The organism is Pacificispira spongiicola, assembly GCF_012926505.1.
In the GTDB taxonomy this organism is placed as follows: domain Bacteria; phylum Pseudomonadota; class Alphaproteobacteria; order UBA8366; family Aestuariispiraceae; genus Pacificispira; species Pacificispira spongiicola.
In genome coordinates, this window is sequence record NZ_JABBNT010000003.1 from 411,254 (window position 1) to 423,542 (window position 12,289).

Below are 12,289 nucleotides of genomic sequence, written 5' to 3' on the forward strand. Positions count from 1 at the left end.
TCCTCGGGTCGATCCAAAGAGGGCGTTCAGGGCCCAAAGAGGGCGACAGGGCTTGTATTCAGGGTACCGGCCGGCGGGTCAGCCGATCCGATGCAGTCTTGCGCCTTCCGCCGTCAACCAATCCCGCGCGGCCCGGTAATCCGGGTCCAGGCGGGCGACCAGCGACCAGAAGGCCGGGGAATGGTCCATGTGGATGAGGTGCGAGACCTCATGCGCAACGACGTAGTGCAGTACCGGGGGCGGGGCAAGCACAAGACGCCAATTGAAAGACAGATTCCCGTTCGCCGCGCAGGACCCCCAGCGGCTGACCTGATCGCGCAGGCTGATGCGTCCAGGTTTTCGCCCGACTTGCAGGGCGAGGTCCTGGGCCAGCGGTTTGACGGTGCGCCGCGCCTCCGCCTTCAGGAAATCGGTGACCCGGCGCGGCAGATGCGCGGCCTCTCCCGATACGATCAGGCTGTCGCCGTCGATCCGCACGCCGCCACGGGCATCCGGGCGATGGTCGATCCGACGGTCGCGCCCGGCGATGGGCACGGCGACACCAGGGGCAAAGGCGATGCGTGTCGGGATGTTGTCCAGGGCGTCCAAGGCCCAGCGGGCGTTGCGCAACAGAAAGGCGTGCGCTTCCGTATCCGGTACGGTCATGGGATAGCTGACGACGGGTCGCCCGCTGCGCGTGTCGATCTGCAGCTTCAGCCGCCGCGCGCGCGGATGCCGCCGCCACAGGACCTCAACCTTGCGGCCGTCCAGAAGCACGGTTTCGGCGATTTCCACCGGGGCGGCGGGCAGCCTGCTTTTTCGGAAAAATCCCATATCCGTCTAATAGGCCGATTTGCGATTACGAGAAACGGGAAAGCGGATCGGGATTTACAGGAAACAGGCGCGGACGCGGCTCAGCGTTTCGGCCAAGGCACCGTCTTCATAGGCCTCCGGCGTGCCGACGCCCCAAATCGGGCCGGGCCAGGCGGGATCGGTCATGAAGCGCATGACGATATGGATGTGCAATTGCGGCACCATATTGCCCAGGGCGGCGACATTGGTTTTGTCCGCCCCCCATTCCACTTGCATCGCCTTGGACAGGGCGGCGATTTCTTCCGTCAGGGTGGCGCGGTCCGGCGCCGTCAGGTCGTGCCATTCGCGCAGGTCCGGCTGGCGCGGCACCAGGACGACCCAGGGAAACCGGGCATCTTTCGACAAAAGGACACGGCACAACGGCAAATCGCCGACCGTGACCGTGTCCTTTTGAAGCTGTGCATGCAGACTGAATTCTTGCGGCATCGGACTGCCTCTCCGTCGGTTAATTCGACGGGAGGGGACTACATCGCCCGGACATTGCCAAGGAATTCCTCAACGCGACTGTGCAATTCGTCCGACCGTTTGGACAGCGATTGCGCGACCGTCAACATCGTGCCGGATGCGCCGCCGGTTTCGTTGGCCGCCGCCTGAACGCCAGAGATGTTGGCGGAGACTTCCGACGTGGCCGCGGATTGCTCCTCCACCGCGCCGGAAATCGACGCGCTGATCTCGCTGACCTGCTGAATGACCTCGGCAATGCCTTTGATCGCCTCGGCCGTGGACCGGCTGACGGTTTGGATGCCGCCGATCTGGGATTCGATATCCTCCGTCGCCTGCGCGGTTTGGGAGGCGAGCGTCTTGACCTCCGACGCGACGACCGCGAAGCCTTTTCCGGCCTCTCCGGCACGCGCCGCCTCGATCGTGGCGTTCAGCGCCAACAGGTTGGTCTGGTTCGCGATATCGGAAATCATCGCCGTGACCGTGCCGATCTTGGCAGCGGCCTCGACCAGCCCCGCGACCAGTTCCTCCGACCGGCGGACTTCCGCGACGGCATCGTTGACGATCTTCGTTGAATTGGCCACCTGGCCGGAAATTTCGTTGACGGATGCCGCCAGTTCCTCGGTCGCCGCCGCCACCACGTTCGATTGGCTGCTGGTCTGTTCCGCGGCGGAGGCGAGGCCCTGCGCGGTAGATTCCATTTCCTGGGCGGAGGTTGCAACCTCGTCGACCACGGCTTTCACATTGGCTTCGAAATCGTCGGCAAGCTTCAGATTTTCCATCTTGCGCGGCGTCAGGTCCGTCGCGAATTTGATGACCTTATACGGCTTGCCGTTCAGATCGAAGATCGGGTTATACGACCCTTCGATCCAGACTTCCTTGCCGTTCTTGCCGATACGCTTGTACTGCGCGGCCTGGAACTCGCCGCGATTGAGATCGCCCCAGAATTTCTTGTAGTCGGGGCTGGCGGCGAAGTCGGGTTCGACGAACATTCGGTGATGCTTGCCTTTGATTTCGTCCAGGCTATAGCCCATCACCTTCAGGAAGTTCTTGTTGGCGTCCAGGATCGTGCCGTCCATCGAGAACTGAATGAGGGCCTGGGACGCGTCGATCGCGTTCGCCTGTCCCTGCAATTCCGCCAGTTGTTTCTTGCGGTCGCTGACATCGATGGCGAATTTGACGACCTTGTAGACCTTGCCCAATCGGTCGCGGATCGGGTTGTAGGACGCTTCGATCCAGACTTCCTTGCCGCCCTTGCCGATGCGCTTGAATTCGGCTTTCTGAGGTTCGCCCTTGTTCAAGGCGGTCCAGAAGTCGCGATAAGCGGGAGAGTCAGCCTCTTTCGGCTCAATGAATATCCGGTGTTGTTTTCCGCGAATCTCGTCGAGCGTATAGCCCATCACCTCAAGGAAATTCTGGTTCGCCGTGATAATCTTGCCGTCAGGCTGAAATTCGATGATCGCCTGGATATTGTCCAGGGCCTTATACTTCGCGGATACGTCGTTCGATCCGAACGCACCGATTGATAGTTTCCCCACTTATGCCTCCTAGCACATGTCATAATCAACGCTCCCCTTCGTTGTGACGGTACTATGCTAAGTGATAGTTAAAATAATGTTAAATAGTAAAATAGGTTACGAATATAAAAGGTTGTATAAAATTATCTATTGGCACCTTTTTACGAGAAAACCCCGTCAATAGTTGAAGTACGGAAGCCAATGTGAACCACGATTCGGTTTATATAGTGACGCTCGCCAGTTGCGATTAAGACAAGTTCTTGCAACCGTACAGAAGCGAACGGTCGGCGGACCGGTTGGGTGCCGGTCCGCCGTATTCATTTGCGTAACGGAAGGGGTGTTACATCGCGCGGACGTTGCCGAGGAACGCCTCGACGCGGTTGTTCAATTCGTCCGACCGTTTGGACAGCGACTGTGCGACGGTCAGCATCGTGCTGGAGGCGCCGCCGGTTTCGTTGGCCGCCGCCTGAACGCCGGAGATGTTGGCCGCGACTTCGGACGTGGCGGAGGACTGTTCTTCCACGGCACCGGAAATCGATATGCTGATCTCGCTCACCTGTTGAATTACGGTGGCGATGCCCTTGATCGCTTGGGCGGTCGACCGGCTGACGTCCTGAATGCCCGCGATCTGGGATTCGATTTCTTCGGTTGCCTTCGCCGTTTGAGAGGCGAGCGTTTTGACCTCCGACGCGACGACGGCGAAGCCTTTTCCGGCCTCTCCGGCGCGGGCTGCCTCGATCGTGGCGTTCAGCGCCAGCAGATTGGTCTGGTTCGCGATATCGGAAATCATCGCCGTGACCGTGCCGATCTTGGCGGCGGCCTCGACCAGCCCCGCGACCAATTCCTCCGACCGCCGGACTTCCAAGACGGCGTCGTTGACGATGCCCGTCGAATTGGACACCTGGCTGGAAATTTCGTTGACCGATGCCGCCAATTCCTCGGTCGCCGCCGCCACGACGTTCGATTGGCTGCTGGTTTGTTCCGCCGCGGAAGCCAAGCCCTGTGCCGTCGTTTCCATTTCCATCGCGGATCCCGACACTTCGTCGACCAAGGCCTTCACATTGGTTTCGAAATCGTCGGCGAGCTTCCGGTTTTCCGCCTTGCGCGGCGTCAGGTCCGTGGCGAATTTGACGACCTTATAGGGTTTGCCGTTCAAATCGAAGATCGGATTGTAGGAGGCCTCGATCCAGACTTCCTTGCCGCCCTTACCGATTCGCTTGTACTGCGCCGCCAGAAAATCGCCCTTGTTCAGCGTGTCCCACATTTTCTTATAGTCCGGGCTGGCGGCGAATTCCGCTTCGACGAACATCCGATGATGCTTCCCTTTCACTTCGTCGAGCGTGTATCCCATCACGTCCAGGAAGTTCTTGTTCGCGTGAAGGATGGTTCCATCCATCGAAAATTGGATGACGGCCTGTGACGCATCGATCGCGTTCGACTGCCCTTGAAGGTCGGCCATGTGGCTTTTGCGGTCGGTCACGTCGATCGCGAATTTAACCACCTTCGTGGTCTTGCCCTGGCGATTGACGATCGGATTGTAGGAGGCCTCGATCCAAACTTCCTTGCCGCCCTTGCCCAAGCGTTTGAATTCGGCCTTTTGCGGCTGACCGCGATTCAAGGCAGCCCAGAATTCTTTGTATTCCGAGGAGTCGGCATAGGTCGGATCGACGAAGATGCGGTGATGTTTGCCGCGAATTTCGTCGAGCGTATAGCCCATCAGACCCAGGAAGTTCTTGTTGGCGGAAATGATCTTGCCGTCCGGCTCGAACTCGATAACCGCCTGAATATTGTCCAGGGCTTGGTACTTGGCGGACAAGTCGGCATTGCCGAACAGTCGCCGAACAGTCGTCGTGTGTTGCCGTGAGGGTCGCATCTTAGGTCGTCTCCACAAAAATGCCGTGCGCTTCCCCCACACGGCCGTTCAATTCAGTGACCCTGAAATATCCAACAATATGAACGAAAAATACCCCCAAACGGGGGTGAATTGATAAATGGTCGAAATAGAGAAATGTGGTTTAATATATTGATAAATATAATATTTTTTCTTGCCCACGATATGGAAAGCTGGGCGTTCTCCCACAAAACACAGTCATTGTCGCGACAGTGCCGCAGCGACGGCCGCCCCGACTTTGGCATTGGCGATCAGCAAGGCGGTGTTGGCCCGCAGGGTTCTGCCGTCCGATGCCTGCGCGACGCGGGACAGCAGGAACGGGGTGACGGCCTTGCCGGAAATTCCAGCCTCCGCCGCCAGCGCCAGGGCGGCGTCGGTCCAGGCGTCGACATCCTGACCGGGCAGGGCGGCGTCCTCCGGCACCGGATTGCACAAAAGCAATCCGCCAAGCCCCAACTGCCAATGCAGGTCCGCGATGCGGGCGGCCTCCTCGGCGCTGTCCACGCGACGGTCGACCGGCAGGCCGCTTTCCCGGCTGTGAAAGGCGGGCAGGCTGTCCGTGCCGTAACCCAGAACGGGAACGCCCTGGGTTTCCAAGTATTCCAGCGTCCGCGGCAGATCCAGGATGCTCTTCGCGCCGGAAGATACGGTCAGAACCGGCGTACGGCCCAGTTCTAAAAGGTCGGCGGAGATATCCATGCTGTCCTGCGCGCCGCGATGGACGCCGCCGATCCCGCCGGTTGCGAAGACGCGGATTCCTGCAACATGCGCGCAGATCATGGTCGCGGAAACCGTGGTCGCGCCGGGTGCGCCCGACGCCAGCGTCGCGGCAAGGTCGCGTCGGCTCAATTTCGCGACGCCGGGTTCGGTCAGCCGCGCGCGGTCATCGGCGGTCAGGCCGATCCGAATGCGCCCGTCCAGCACGGCGATGGTCGCCGGTACCGCGCCGCCGTCTCGCACCGCCTGTTCCATCGCGGCGGCGGTTTCCAGATTCGTCGGCGTCGGCAGGCCATGGGCGATGACCGTGGATTCCAGGGCCACGACGGGGCGACCCTCGGCCAGGGCGGTTGCGATCTCCGGCAGGATTTCAAGGCTGTCCATCATGACCCGCATGCTGACATCCGGCGCGACCGCCGACAAGATGGCGATACGCGCGCGCTTCGGTTATCTAGGGGGCGCTAGCAAAGGAACCGATATGCACGACCCCAAACGCTTTCTTCTATCCCTGTTCGATGCGGCGCTGTCGGCGGCGGACCCGCTGCAATGCGTGCCGCCGCATCTGCCGGTCGAACCGGGAAGGCGCACTGTCCTGGTCGGTGCGGGGAAGGCGTCGGCGCTGATGGCGCAGGCGATCGAAAAGGCCTGGCCGCATGCGTTGGAGGGGCTGGTCGTCACGCGGTATGGCCATGCGGTTCCGTGCGAGCGGGTAGAGATTGTGGAAGCCGCGCATCCCGTGCCCGATGCGGCGGGGGAGGACGCGGCCCGCCGCATCCTGGACCTGGCGGAAAGCCTGGGCGAGGGGGATTTACTGATCTGCGCGATATCCGGCGGCGGATCGTCCCTGTTGAGCCTGCCCGCGCCCGGCCTGACGCTCGCGGACAAGCAGGCGGTGAACAAGGCGTTGCTGCGCTCCGGCGCGGCGATCGGGGAAATGAACTGCCTGCGCAAACATCTGTCCGCGGTGAAGGGCGGGCGTCTGGCGCGCGCCGCCTATCCGGCGCGCGTGCATACGATCCTGATTTCTGACGTGCCGGGGGACGATCCGGCGGTCATCGCCTCCGGCCCCACCGTGCCCGACGGAACCAGCCTTGCCGATGCGCGGGACATCCTGGATCGGCGCGGGATCGATGTGCCGCAGGCGGTGCGCGACGCGCTGTCCGATCCGGCCAATGAAACGCCCAAGCCCGGCGATCCGGTTTTCGCCAAATGCACGAGTGTCATGGCGGCGCGGCCGCTCGCTTCCTTGCAAGCGGCGGCGGATCTCGCGCGGAAAGTCGGGATAATGCCCCTCATTCTCGGCGATGCGCTGGAAGGCGAAAGCCGGGAGGTCGCGCAGGTCATGGCCGGGATCGCGCGGTCGATCAGGGAACACGGATTGCCGGTACCCGCGCCGTGCCTGTTGCTGTCCGGCGGGGAAACGACCGTGACGATCCGGGGCGAGGGCACGGGCGGTCCCAATGCGGAATTCGCGCTGGCACTGGCCGTCGCCTTGCAGGGGCTGGACGGGGTGCATGCGGTGGCCTGCGATACCGACGGCGTCGACGGCGCGGCGGAGGTCGCGGGCGCCGTCATTGGGCCGGATACGCTGGCAAAGGCACTGGCGCGGGGCATCGACCCCAGGAAGGCGCTGGCCGACAATGACGCCCATGGCTTCTTCGCGGCACTGGGCGACCAGATCGTGCCGGGGCCGACACTGACCAATGTGAACGACTTCCGGGCCGTGCTGGTTTCGTAAGGAAATCATCCCGGAATCGTCGCCAATCCGTAACAGAGCGCTGGTACATCTGCGCCTCATGAAGCTGCGGCAGGCTTTGCCGAAGCGATGAGGATGACGACGATGATCGATACCAACAGCCTGACGCAGACCCAGGATTTCGACGAGAACGATCTTCTGGCCGCCTTCGCCGATTTGGGTGAGGAAGTGCAGGACGCGCTGGATTGGGTCGACCACGCCTTCGGCGAAATCGAAAGCGAAGTCGCCGATCTGGCCCCGGTCAAGGCGACGAAGGCCCTGTTCGCGCTGCTGTTCCGCCGCGCCTAAGACCGTCCGGCCTATCGCGTCCCGACGCGGGTCAGGATTCCGCCGGTTTCGGCACCATTCCCTTCATGCTGCGGCCACCGAAGATGTGGAAGTGCAGATGCGGCACTTCCTGATGCGCGTCGCGACCGTGATTGGCGATCAGGCGGTAGCCCGGCTCGTCCAGGCCCAGTTGACGGGCAACGATGCCGATGGCGCGGAAATAGCCCGCGATTTCGTCGGGTGAGCCGGTCGCCGAAAAATCCGCCATCGACACATAGGACCCTTTCGGGATCACCAACACATGCACCGGCGCCTGCGGGGCGATGTCGTGAAAGGCGAGGGCGTATTCGTCCTCATACACCTTGTTGCAGGGAATCTCCCCGCGCAGGATTTTCGCGAAGATATTCTGATCGTCGTAAGCCATCGGTCTGTATTTCCTGTCGTGTCAACGCGCCGGGGTGGGTGTCGCGATATCCATCGCTTCCGCCGTGATCAGGGAGCCCCCGGCAAAGATGTAAAATCCCGCGATCGTGCGGTTGAAAATCAAGCGGCGGCGGGCGGACTGCAAATAACGGCGGATTCCCGTACCAAGCCCGCTATAGCAGATATAGATTACCGCCGTAATGCACTGCGCCGTCGGGACGAGGATTGCCAACTGGCCGCCCAAGGGGCGTGCCGGATCGACGAATTGCGAGAACACGGCACCGTAGGCCAGAATGGCCTTGGGATTGCTGAGCGAGATCAGAAAGGCGGCGCGGGTGATCTGAAACGGCGTTTTCGCGCGCTGGTCCGCGCCGTTGAACTCGATACGGCCCGATTTCCGCCACAGGGCAAACCCCATCCAGATCAGATACGCCCCGCCGCAAAGCTTCAAGACTGTGAATAGATAGGCATTGGCGACCAGAACCGTCGCCAGTCCGGCGGAAACGGCGGCGATGAAGCACAGGGCCGCCAACAGGATACCGACGACACCCCAGAGCGCATTCTTGAAACCGGCTGTCGAGGATACCGCGATGCAGTTCACGGCATTCGGACCCAGCGGGATTCCCGCCGCGATCCAAACGCCCATGAAAATCAGCCAGGTGTGAAAATCCATGACGCCCCCTCCTTAGTCCTTCGGACGGGACGCCTTTTCCGCGATGCCGGAGGTGCCGACCCGTGCGTCGAGCTTCGCCCAGACCTCGTCCGGCTTCAAGCCCGCATCGGCCCAAAGCACAAGCAGGTGATAGAGCAGATCGGCGCTTTCGGACGCGAGCGCGTCCCTGTCGTCCCGCATCGCCTCGATCACGGATTCGACGGCTTCCTCGCCGACTTTCTGGGCGATCTTGGCCCGGCCCTTGGTAAAGAGTTTCGCGGTGTAGGAGCTTTCCGGGTCGGCGCCCTTGCGCGATTGAACGGTCGCAAAGAGCCGGTCCAGGACCGTCGCGTCGATATCGCTCATGCTGCTCTCCTCAGGCTGCGGCGGTGCCGCCGTCGACGGGGCGGACGGGAACGCCCGCCGCCGCCATATGGGCCTTCACCTGGGCGATGGAAAATTCGCCGAAATGGAAGATGGAGGCGGCCAGAACGGCGGAGGCATGACCTTCCGTAACGCCTTCCACCATATGATCCAATGTGCCGACGCCACCGGAGGCGACGACGGGGACCGACACCGCATCGGCAATCGCGCGGGTCAGCGGCAGGTTGAACCCCGCCTTCGTCCCGTCGCGGTCCATGGAGGTCAGCAGGATTTCCCCCGCACCCAGGCTGACCACCTGTTCGGCAAAGGCGACGGTGTCGATGCCGGTCGCTTCCCGCCCGCCATGGGTGAAGATTTCCCATCGGCCCGGCGCGACGGATTTGGCGTCGATCGCGACCGTGATGCATTGCGATCCAAACCGTTCCGCCGCTTCTTTTACGAAGTCGGGGCGTTTCACGGCGGCGGTGTTGATCGACACCTTGTCGGCCCCGGCCAGCAGCAGCTTGCGGATATCGTCCACCTTGCGGACCCCGCCGCCGACGGTCAGCGGCATGAAGGCGACTTCCGCCGTTCGGGACACGACGTCGAAGAGGGTGTCGCGGTTGTCGCTGCTGGCGGTGATGTCCAGGAAGGTCAATTCGTCCGCCCCGGCGGCGTCATAGACTTTCGCCTGTTCGACCGGGTCGCCCGCGTCGCGCAGATCGACGAAGTTCACGCCCTTGACGACGCGGCCGTCCTTCACGTCCAGGCAGGGAATGACACGCACGGTCAGCATGGGTCAGGCTTCCTCTTCCGCCAGCAGGGCCATCGCTTCGGCAAGGTCGATCCGCCCATCATACAGTGCGCGGCCCGAAATCGCCCCGGCAATGCCGCCCGCCTCTTTCAGGGCGCGCAGATCGTCCAGGGACGACACCCCGCCGGACGCGATGATCGGCAGGGCGACCGCATCGGCCATGGCCTTGGTCGCCTGGACGTTGACGCCCTGCATCGCGCCGTCCCGGTCGATATCGGTGTAGATGACGGCGGCGACGCCCGCATCCTCGAACCGTTTGGCGAGGTCGGTGGCGTCCTGTTCCGTGGTTTCGGCCCAGCCTTCGACCGCGACCTTGCCGCCGCGCGCGTCGATGCCGACGGCGACCTTGCCCGGGAAGGCGGTGCAGGCGGCGGTGACGATATCCGGCTGCTTCACCGCGACCGTGCCCAGAATGACGCGCGATACGCCGCGATCCAGCCAGGCCGCCACATGGTCGACGGACCGGATGCCGCCGCCCAGTTGGATTTTCACCTTGTCCCCGGCTGCCGCGATAATCGCGGACACCGCATCGCCGTTTTCCGACTGACCGGAAAACGCGCCGTTCAGGTCGACCACATGAATCCAGTCGGCCCCGGCCCGGGCGAAGCTGGCGGCCTGATCCGCCGGGCTGGCGTTGAACACGGTCGCCGCGTCCATATCGCCGCGCAGCAGGCGCACGCATTGGCCGTCCTTCAGGTCGATGGCGGGGTACAGGATCATGGTCGGACCTTCGTCGGGGTTATAAAGCGGGGTTAGGGCTTCCAGTTCAGGAAATTGGATATCAGATGCAGACCGGGGGCCTGGCTTTTTTCCGGGTGGAACTGCGTGCCCACCATATTGTCGCGCCCGACCATTGCCGTCAGCGGCCCGCCGTAATCGGCCTGCGCCAGACAGGTATCGGGCGTGTCCGTCCTCAGGTGGAAGGAATGCACGAAATAGCAGTATGCCCCGACGCCGACATTTTTCAGCACGGGGTGGTCGGCACAATGGGTCAGATCGTTCCAGCCCATATGCGGGACCTTCAAACCCGGATCGTCGGGGGTGATCGCCGTCACCCGGCCCGGAATCCAGCCGAAGCCCGGCGTTTCGCCATGTTCTTCCCCGACCGTCGCCATCAATTGCATGCCGACGCAGATGCCCAGGAACGGGCGGCCCGCGCCGATCACGGCGTCGGTGATCGCCTCCGCCAGACCGTCGATACGCATCAGGCCCGCGCGACAATCCGCATAGGCGCCGACGCCGGGCAGCACGATCCGGTCGGCGCGCGCGACTTCCGTCGGGTCGTCGCTGACTAGGATGTGCTGATCCGGCGCCGCCATCCGTTCGAAGGCCTTGGCGGCGGAATGCAGGTTACCGGATCCGTAATCGACAATGACGGTGCGCACGCCGTTCCTCGCTTCAACTGGAAAAGTGCGGAAAATTTCCCGCGCCGTATTTAGCAGCTACATAACAAATCTGCACGCTTCGCGAATGACGGGCTGCGAATCAAAGTCATAATCAATTGCAAGTCATTGTTTTTATTGACAAATTACGCTGTGAGCGTAGTTTGACGCCACAACGATTCGAGATAATGAAGGGATGACGATATGAAGGGCGAACCAGAGGTCATCGAACAGCTCAACCTCATTCTGAAGAACGAGCTGACGGCGATTAACCAATATTTCCTGCATGCCCGCATGCTGAAGGACTGGGGATTCCAACGGCTTGCAGCCAAGGTCTACGAAGAATCCATCGGTGAAATGAAACACGCCGACTACCTGATCGAACGGGTTCTGATGCTCGACGGCCTGCCCAATCTGCAGGACCTCGGCCGCCTTAAAATCGGTCAGACGGTGCCGGAAATGTTCACGGGCGATCTGGCGTTGGAAATGGCGAACCAGGCCGGTCTGAAAAATGCGATCGCGATCTGCGAGGAAAAACGCGACTACATCAGCCGCGAAATCTTCGAGAAGATCCTCGACGATACCGAAGAACATATCGACTGGATCGAAACGCAACAGAGCCTGATCAAGGACACGGGCCTGCAGAACTATCTGCAGGAACATATGTTCAAGGGCGACGAGTCCTGATGACGCCCGCGCCGAGTCGCTGACAGGCGATCTTCCGGCGCGGCGTTATGTGTCGGTGGATGGGGACGAAGTATCCGGTTTGCGGATTTCGTCGCCGTCGCTTGGCGTGTTATCGGCGGTAAGGTCTTCGGGTTTAGGGCGTGCGGGCCGCGGCGTTTTGTGCAGGCGGTCCGCCGCCCTTATCCATTTCCGCATATTTCGATAGGTATACATCGCCTATCCCGTTCGCCCGGATCGAACCGTCCAAGCCCGCAGGCTCATTCCGCCGCCATCGTAACGCCGGTTTTCTTGGTCCAGATCATTTCTTCGATGGTTTCGGCGCATTTCCCGCATTGCGGCGTTACCCCGCAGGCGGCGTAGACGGCGTCAGGTTCGTCGTGACCGGCGTCGATGGCCTGGGACACGCGCTTATCGCAAACGGCATTGCAAATGCAGACATACATGGCGACGCACCGAAAAGGCTGTTCCTAACGATGCGAAATGTAATCAGTTAATAATGATTGTCAATCTCACTTATAGGCGAAAAT

15 protein-coding genes are annotated in these 12,289 nt (G+C 61.8%); 3 read left to right on the forward strand and 12 right to left on the reverse strand.

Going from position 1 to position 12,289, the window contains the following annotated elements; all coding sequences use genetic code 11:
* Positions 1-78 precede the first annotated feature (78 nt).
* From HH303_RS11430 to HH303_RS11450, 5 genes are all read right to left on the reverse strand, one after another.
* Complete coding sequence (locus HH303_RS11430; RefSeq protein ID WP_169625466.1) at positions 79-813, reverse strand: M48 family metallopeptidase; 735 nt, start codon at positions 811-813, stop codon at positions 79-81.
* A gap of 54 nt (positions 814-867) precedes the next feature.
* Positions 868-1,278, reverse strand: a complete 411-nt coding sequence (locus tag HH303_RS11435) for an HIT domain-containing protein (protein ID WP_169625467.1) — start codon at positions 1,276-1,278, stop codon at positions 868-870.
* Positions 1,279-1,316: 38 nt separating this feature from the next.
* Positions 1,317-2,831, reverse strand: a complete 1,515-nt coding sequence (locus HH303_RS11440; RefSeq protein ID WP_319637390.1) for a methyl-accepting chemotaxis protein — start codon at positions 2,829-2,831, stop codon at positions 1,317-1,319.
* Positions 2,832-3,150: 319 nt separating this feature from the next.
* The gene (locus HH303_RS11445) at positions 3,151-4,683 is read right to left on the reverse strand and encodes a methyl-accepting chemotaxis protein (protein ID WP_169625468.1); all 1,533 of its coding nucleotides are present in this window, start codon (positions 4,681-4,683) and stop codon (positions 3,151-3,153) included.
* 216 nt (positions 4,684-4,899) lie between these two features.
* Positions 4,900-5,814 carry a pseudouridine-5'-phosphate glycosidase gene (locus tag HH303_RS11450; RefSeq protein WP_227421726.1) on the reverse strand — a complete coding sequence of 305 codons (915 nt, stop codon included), beginning with the start codon at positions 5,812-5,814 and terminating at the stop codon, positions 4,900-4,902.
* Between the two features lie 82 nt (positions 5,815-5,896).
* Between HH303_RS11450 and HH303_RS11455 the strand changes: the two genes are divergently transcribed.
* Positions 5,897-7,156: a glycerate kinase type-2 family protein gene (locus tag HH303_RS11455; protein ID WP_169625790.1), complete on the forward strand. Its 1,260-nt coding sequence runs from the start codon at positions 5,897-5,899 to the stop codon at positions 7,154-7,156.
* Positions 7,157-7,258: 102 nt separating this feature from the next.
* Positions 7,259-7,462, forward strand: a complete 204-nt coding sequence (locus HH303_RS11460; protein ID WP_169625469.1) for a hypothetical protein — start codon at positions 7,259-7,261, stop codon at positions 7,460-7,462.
* A gap of 31 nt (positions 7,463-7,493) precedes the next feature.
* On the opposite strand, the gene HH303_RS11465 is transcribed toward HH303_RS11460, so the two are convergent.
* The 6 genes from HH303_RS11465 to hisH are packed head-to-tail and all read right to left on the reverse strand — an operon-like array spanning position 7,494 to position 11,078.
* Positions 7,494-7,865: a histidine triad nucleotide-binding protein gene (locus tag HH303_RS11465; RefSeq protein WP_169625470.1), complete on the reverse strand. Its 372-nt coding sequence runs from the start codon at positions 7,863-7,865 to the stop codon at positions 7,494-7,496.
* 21 nt (positions 7,866-7,886) lie between these two features.
* Positions 7,887-8,537, reverse strand: coding sequence for a LysE family translocator (locus HH303_RS11470; RefSeq protein ID WP_169625471.1), 651 nt, complete (start codon positions 8,535-8,537; stop codon positions 7,887-7,889).
* A gap of 12 nt (positions 8,538-8,549) precedes the next feature.
* The gene (locus tag HH303_RS11475) at positions 8,550-8,882 is read right to left on the reverse strand and encodes a phosphoribosyl-ATP diphosphatase (protein ID WP_169625472.1); all 333 of its coding nucleotides are present in this window, start codon (positions 8,880-8,882) and stop codon (positions 8,550-8,552) included.
* A gap of 10 nt (positions 8,883-8,892) precedes the next feature.
* Positions 8,893-9,675, reverse strand: a complete 783-nt coding sequence (gene hisF, locus HH303_RS11480; RefSeq protein ID WP_169625473.1) for an imidazole glycerol phosphate synthase subunit HisF — start codon at positions 9,673-9,675, stop codon at positions 8,893-8,895.
* A gap of 3 nt (positions 9,676-9,678) precedes the next feature.
* Positions 9,679-10,413: a 1-(5-phosphoribosyl)-5-[(5-phosphoribosylamino)methylideneamino]imidazole-4-carboxamide isomerase gene (gene hisA, locus HH303_RS11485; RefSeq protein WP_169625474.1), complete on the reverse strand. Its 735-nt coding sequence runs from the start codon at positions 10,411-10,413 to the stop codon at positions 9,679-9,681.
* Between the two features lie 32 nt (positions 10,414-10,445).
* Entirely contained in the window at positions 10,446-11,078 is a 633-nt protein-coding gene (hisH, locus tag HH303_RS11490; protein ID WP_169625475.1) for an imidazole glycerol phosphate synthase subunit HisH, read from the reverse strand.
* 201 nt (positions 11,079-11,279) lie between these two features.
* Between hisH and bfr the strand changes: the two genes are divergently transcribed.
* Positions 11,280-11,762, forward strand: a complete 483-nt coding sequence (gene bfr / locus HH303_RS11495; RefSeq protein WP_169625476.1) for a bacterioferritin — start codon at positions 11,280-11,282, stop codon at positions 11,760-11,762.
* Positions 11,763-12,019: 257 nt separating this feature from the next.
* Here the strand turns inward: bfr and HH303_RS11500 are convergent, their stop codons facing one another.
* Positions 12,020-12,205: a (2Fe-2S)-binding protein gene (locus HH303_RS11500; protein ID WP_169625477.1), complete on the reverse strand. Its 186-nt coding sequence runs from the start codon at positions 12,203-12,205 to the stop codon at positions 12,020-12,022.
* Positions 12,206-12,289: the final 84 nt, after the last annotated feature.

What these genes read in the sequence shown, in the direction of transcription:
- HH303_RS11470 (WP_169625471.1), bottom strand. Translation starts at nt 8,537, where the DNA reads ATGGATTTTCACACCTGGCTGATTTTCATGGGCGTTTGGATCGCGGCG.
- HH303_RS11435 (WP_169625467.1), bottom strand. Translation starts at nt 1,278, where the DNA reads ATGCCGCAAGAATTCAGTCTGCATGCACAGCTTCAAAAGGACACGGTC.
- HH303_RS11450 (WP_227421726.1), bottom strand. Translation starts at nt 5,814, where the DNA reads ATGCGGGTCATGATGGACAGCCTTGAAATCCTGCCGGAGATCGCAACC.
- hisA (WP_169625474.1), bottom strand. Translation starts at nt 10,413, where the DNA reads ATGATCCTGTACCCCGCCATCGACCTGAAGGACGGCCAATGCGTGCGC.
- HH303_RS11445 (WP_169625468.1), bottom strand. Translation starts at nt 4,683, where the DNA reads ATGCGACCCTCACGGCAACACACGACGACTGTTCGGCGACTGTTCGGC.
- HH303_RS11475 (WP_169625472.1), bottom strand. Translation starts at nt 8,882, where the DNA reads ATGAGCGATATCGACGCGACGGTCCTGGACCGGCTCTTTGCGACCGTT.
- HH303_RS11460 (WP_169625469.1), top strand. Translation starts at nt 7,259, where the DNA reads ATGATCGATACCAACAGCCTGACGCAGACCCAGGATTTCGACGAGAAC.
- HH303_RS11430 (WP_169625466.1), bottom strand. Translation starts at nt 813, where the DNA reads ATGGGATTTTTCCGAAAAAGCAGGCTGCCCGCCGCCCCGGTGGAAATC.
- hisF (WP_169625473.1), bottom strand. Translation starts at nt 9,675, where the DNA reads ATGCTGACCGTGCGTGTCATTCCCTGCCTGGACGTGAAGGACGGCCGC.
- HH303_RS11500 (WP_169625477.1), bottom strand. Translation starts at nt 12,205, where the DNA reads ATGTATGTCTGCATTTGCAATGCCGTTTGCGATAAGCGCGTGTCCCAG.
- HH303_RS11455 (WP_169625790.1), top strand. Translation starts at nt 5,897, where the DNA reads ATGCACGACCCCAAACGCTTTCTTCTATCCCTGTTCGATGCGGCGCTG.
- bfr (WP_169625476.1), top strand. Translation starts at nt 11,280, where the DNA reads ATGAAGGGCGAACCAGAGGTCATCGAACAGCTCAACCTCATTCTGAAG.
- HH303_RS11465 (WP_169625470.1), bottom strand. Translation starts at nt 7,865, where the DNA reads ATGGCTTACGACGATCAGAATATCTTCGCGAAAATCCTGCGCGGGGAG.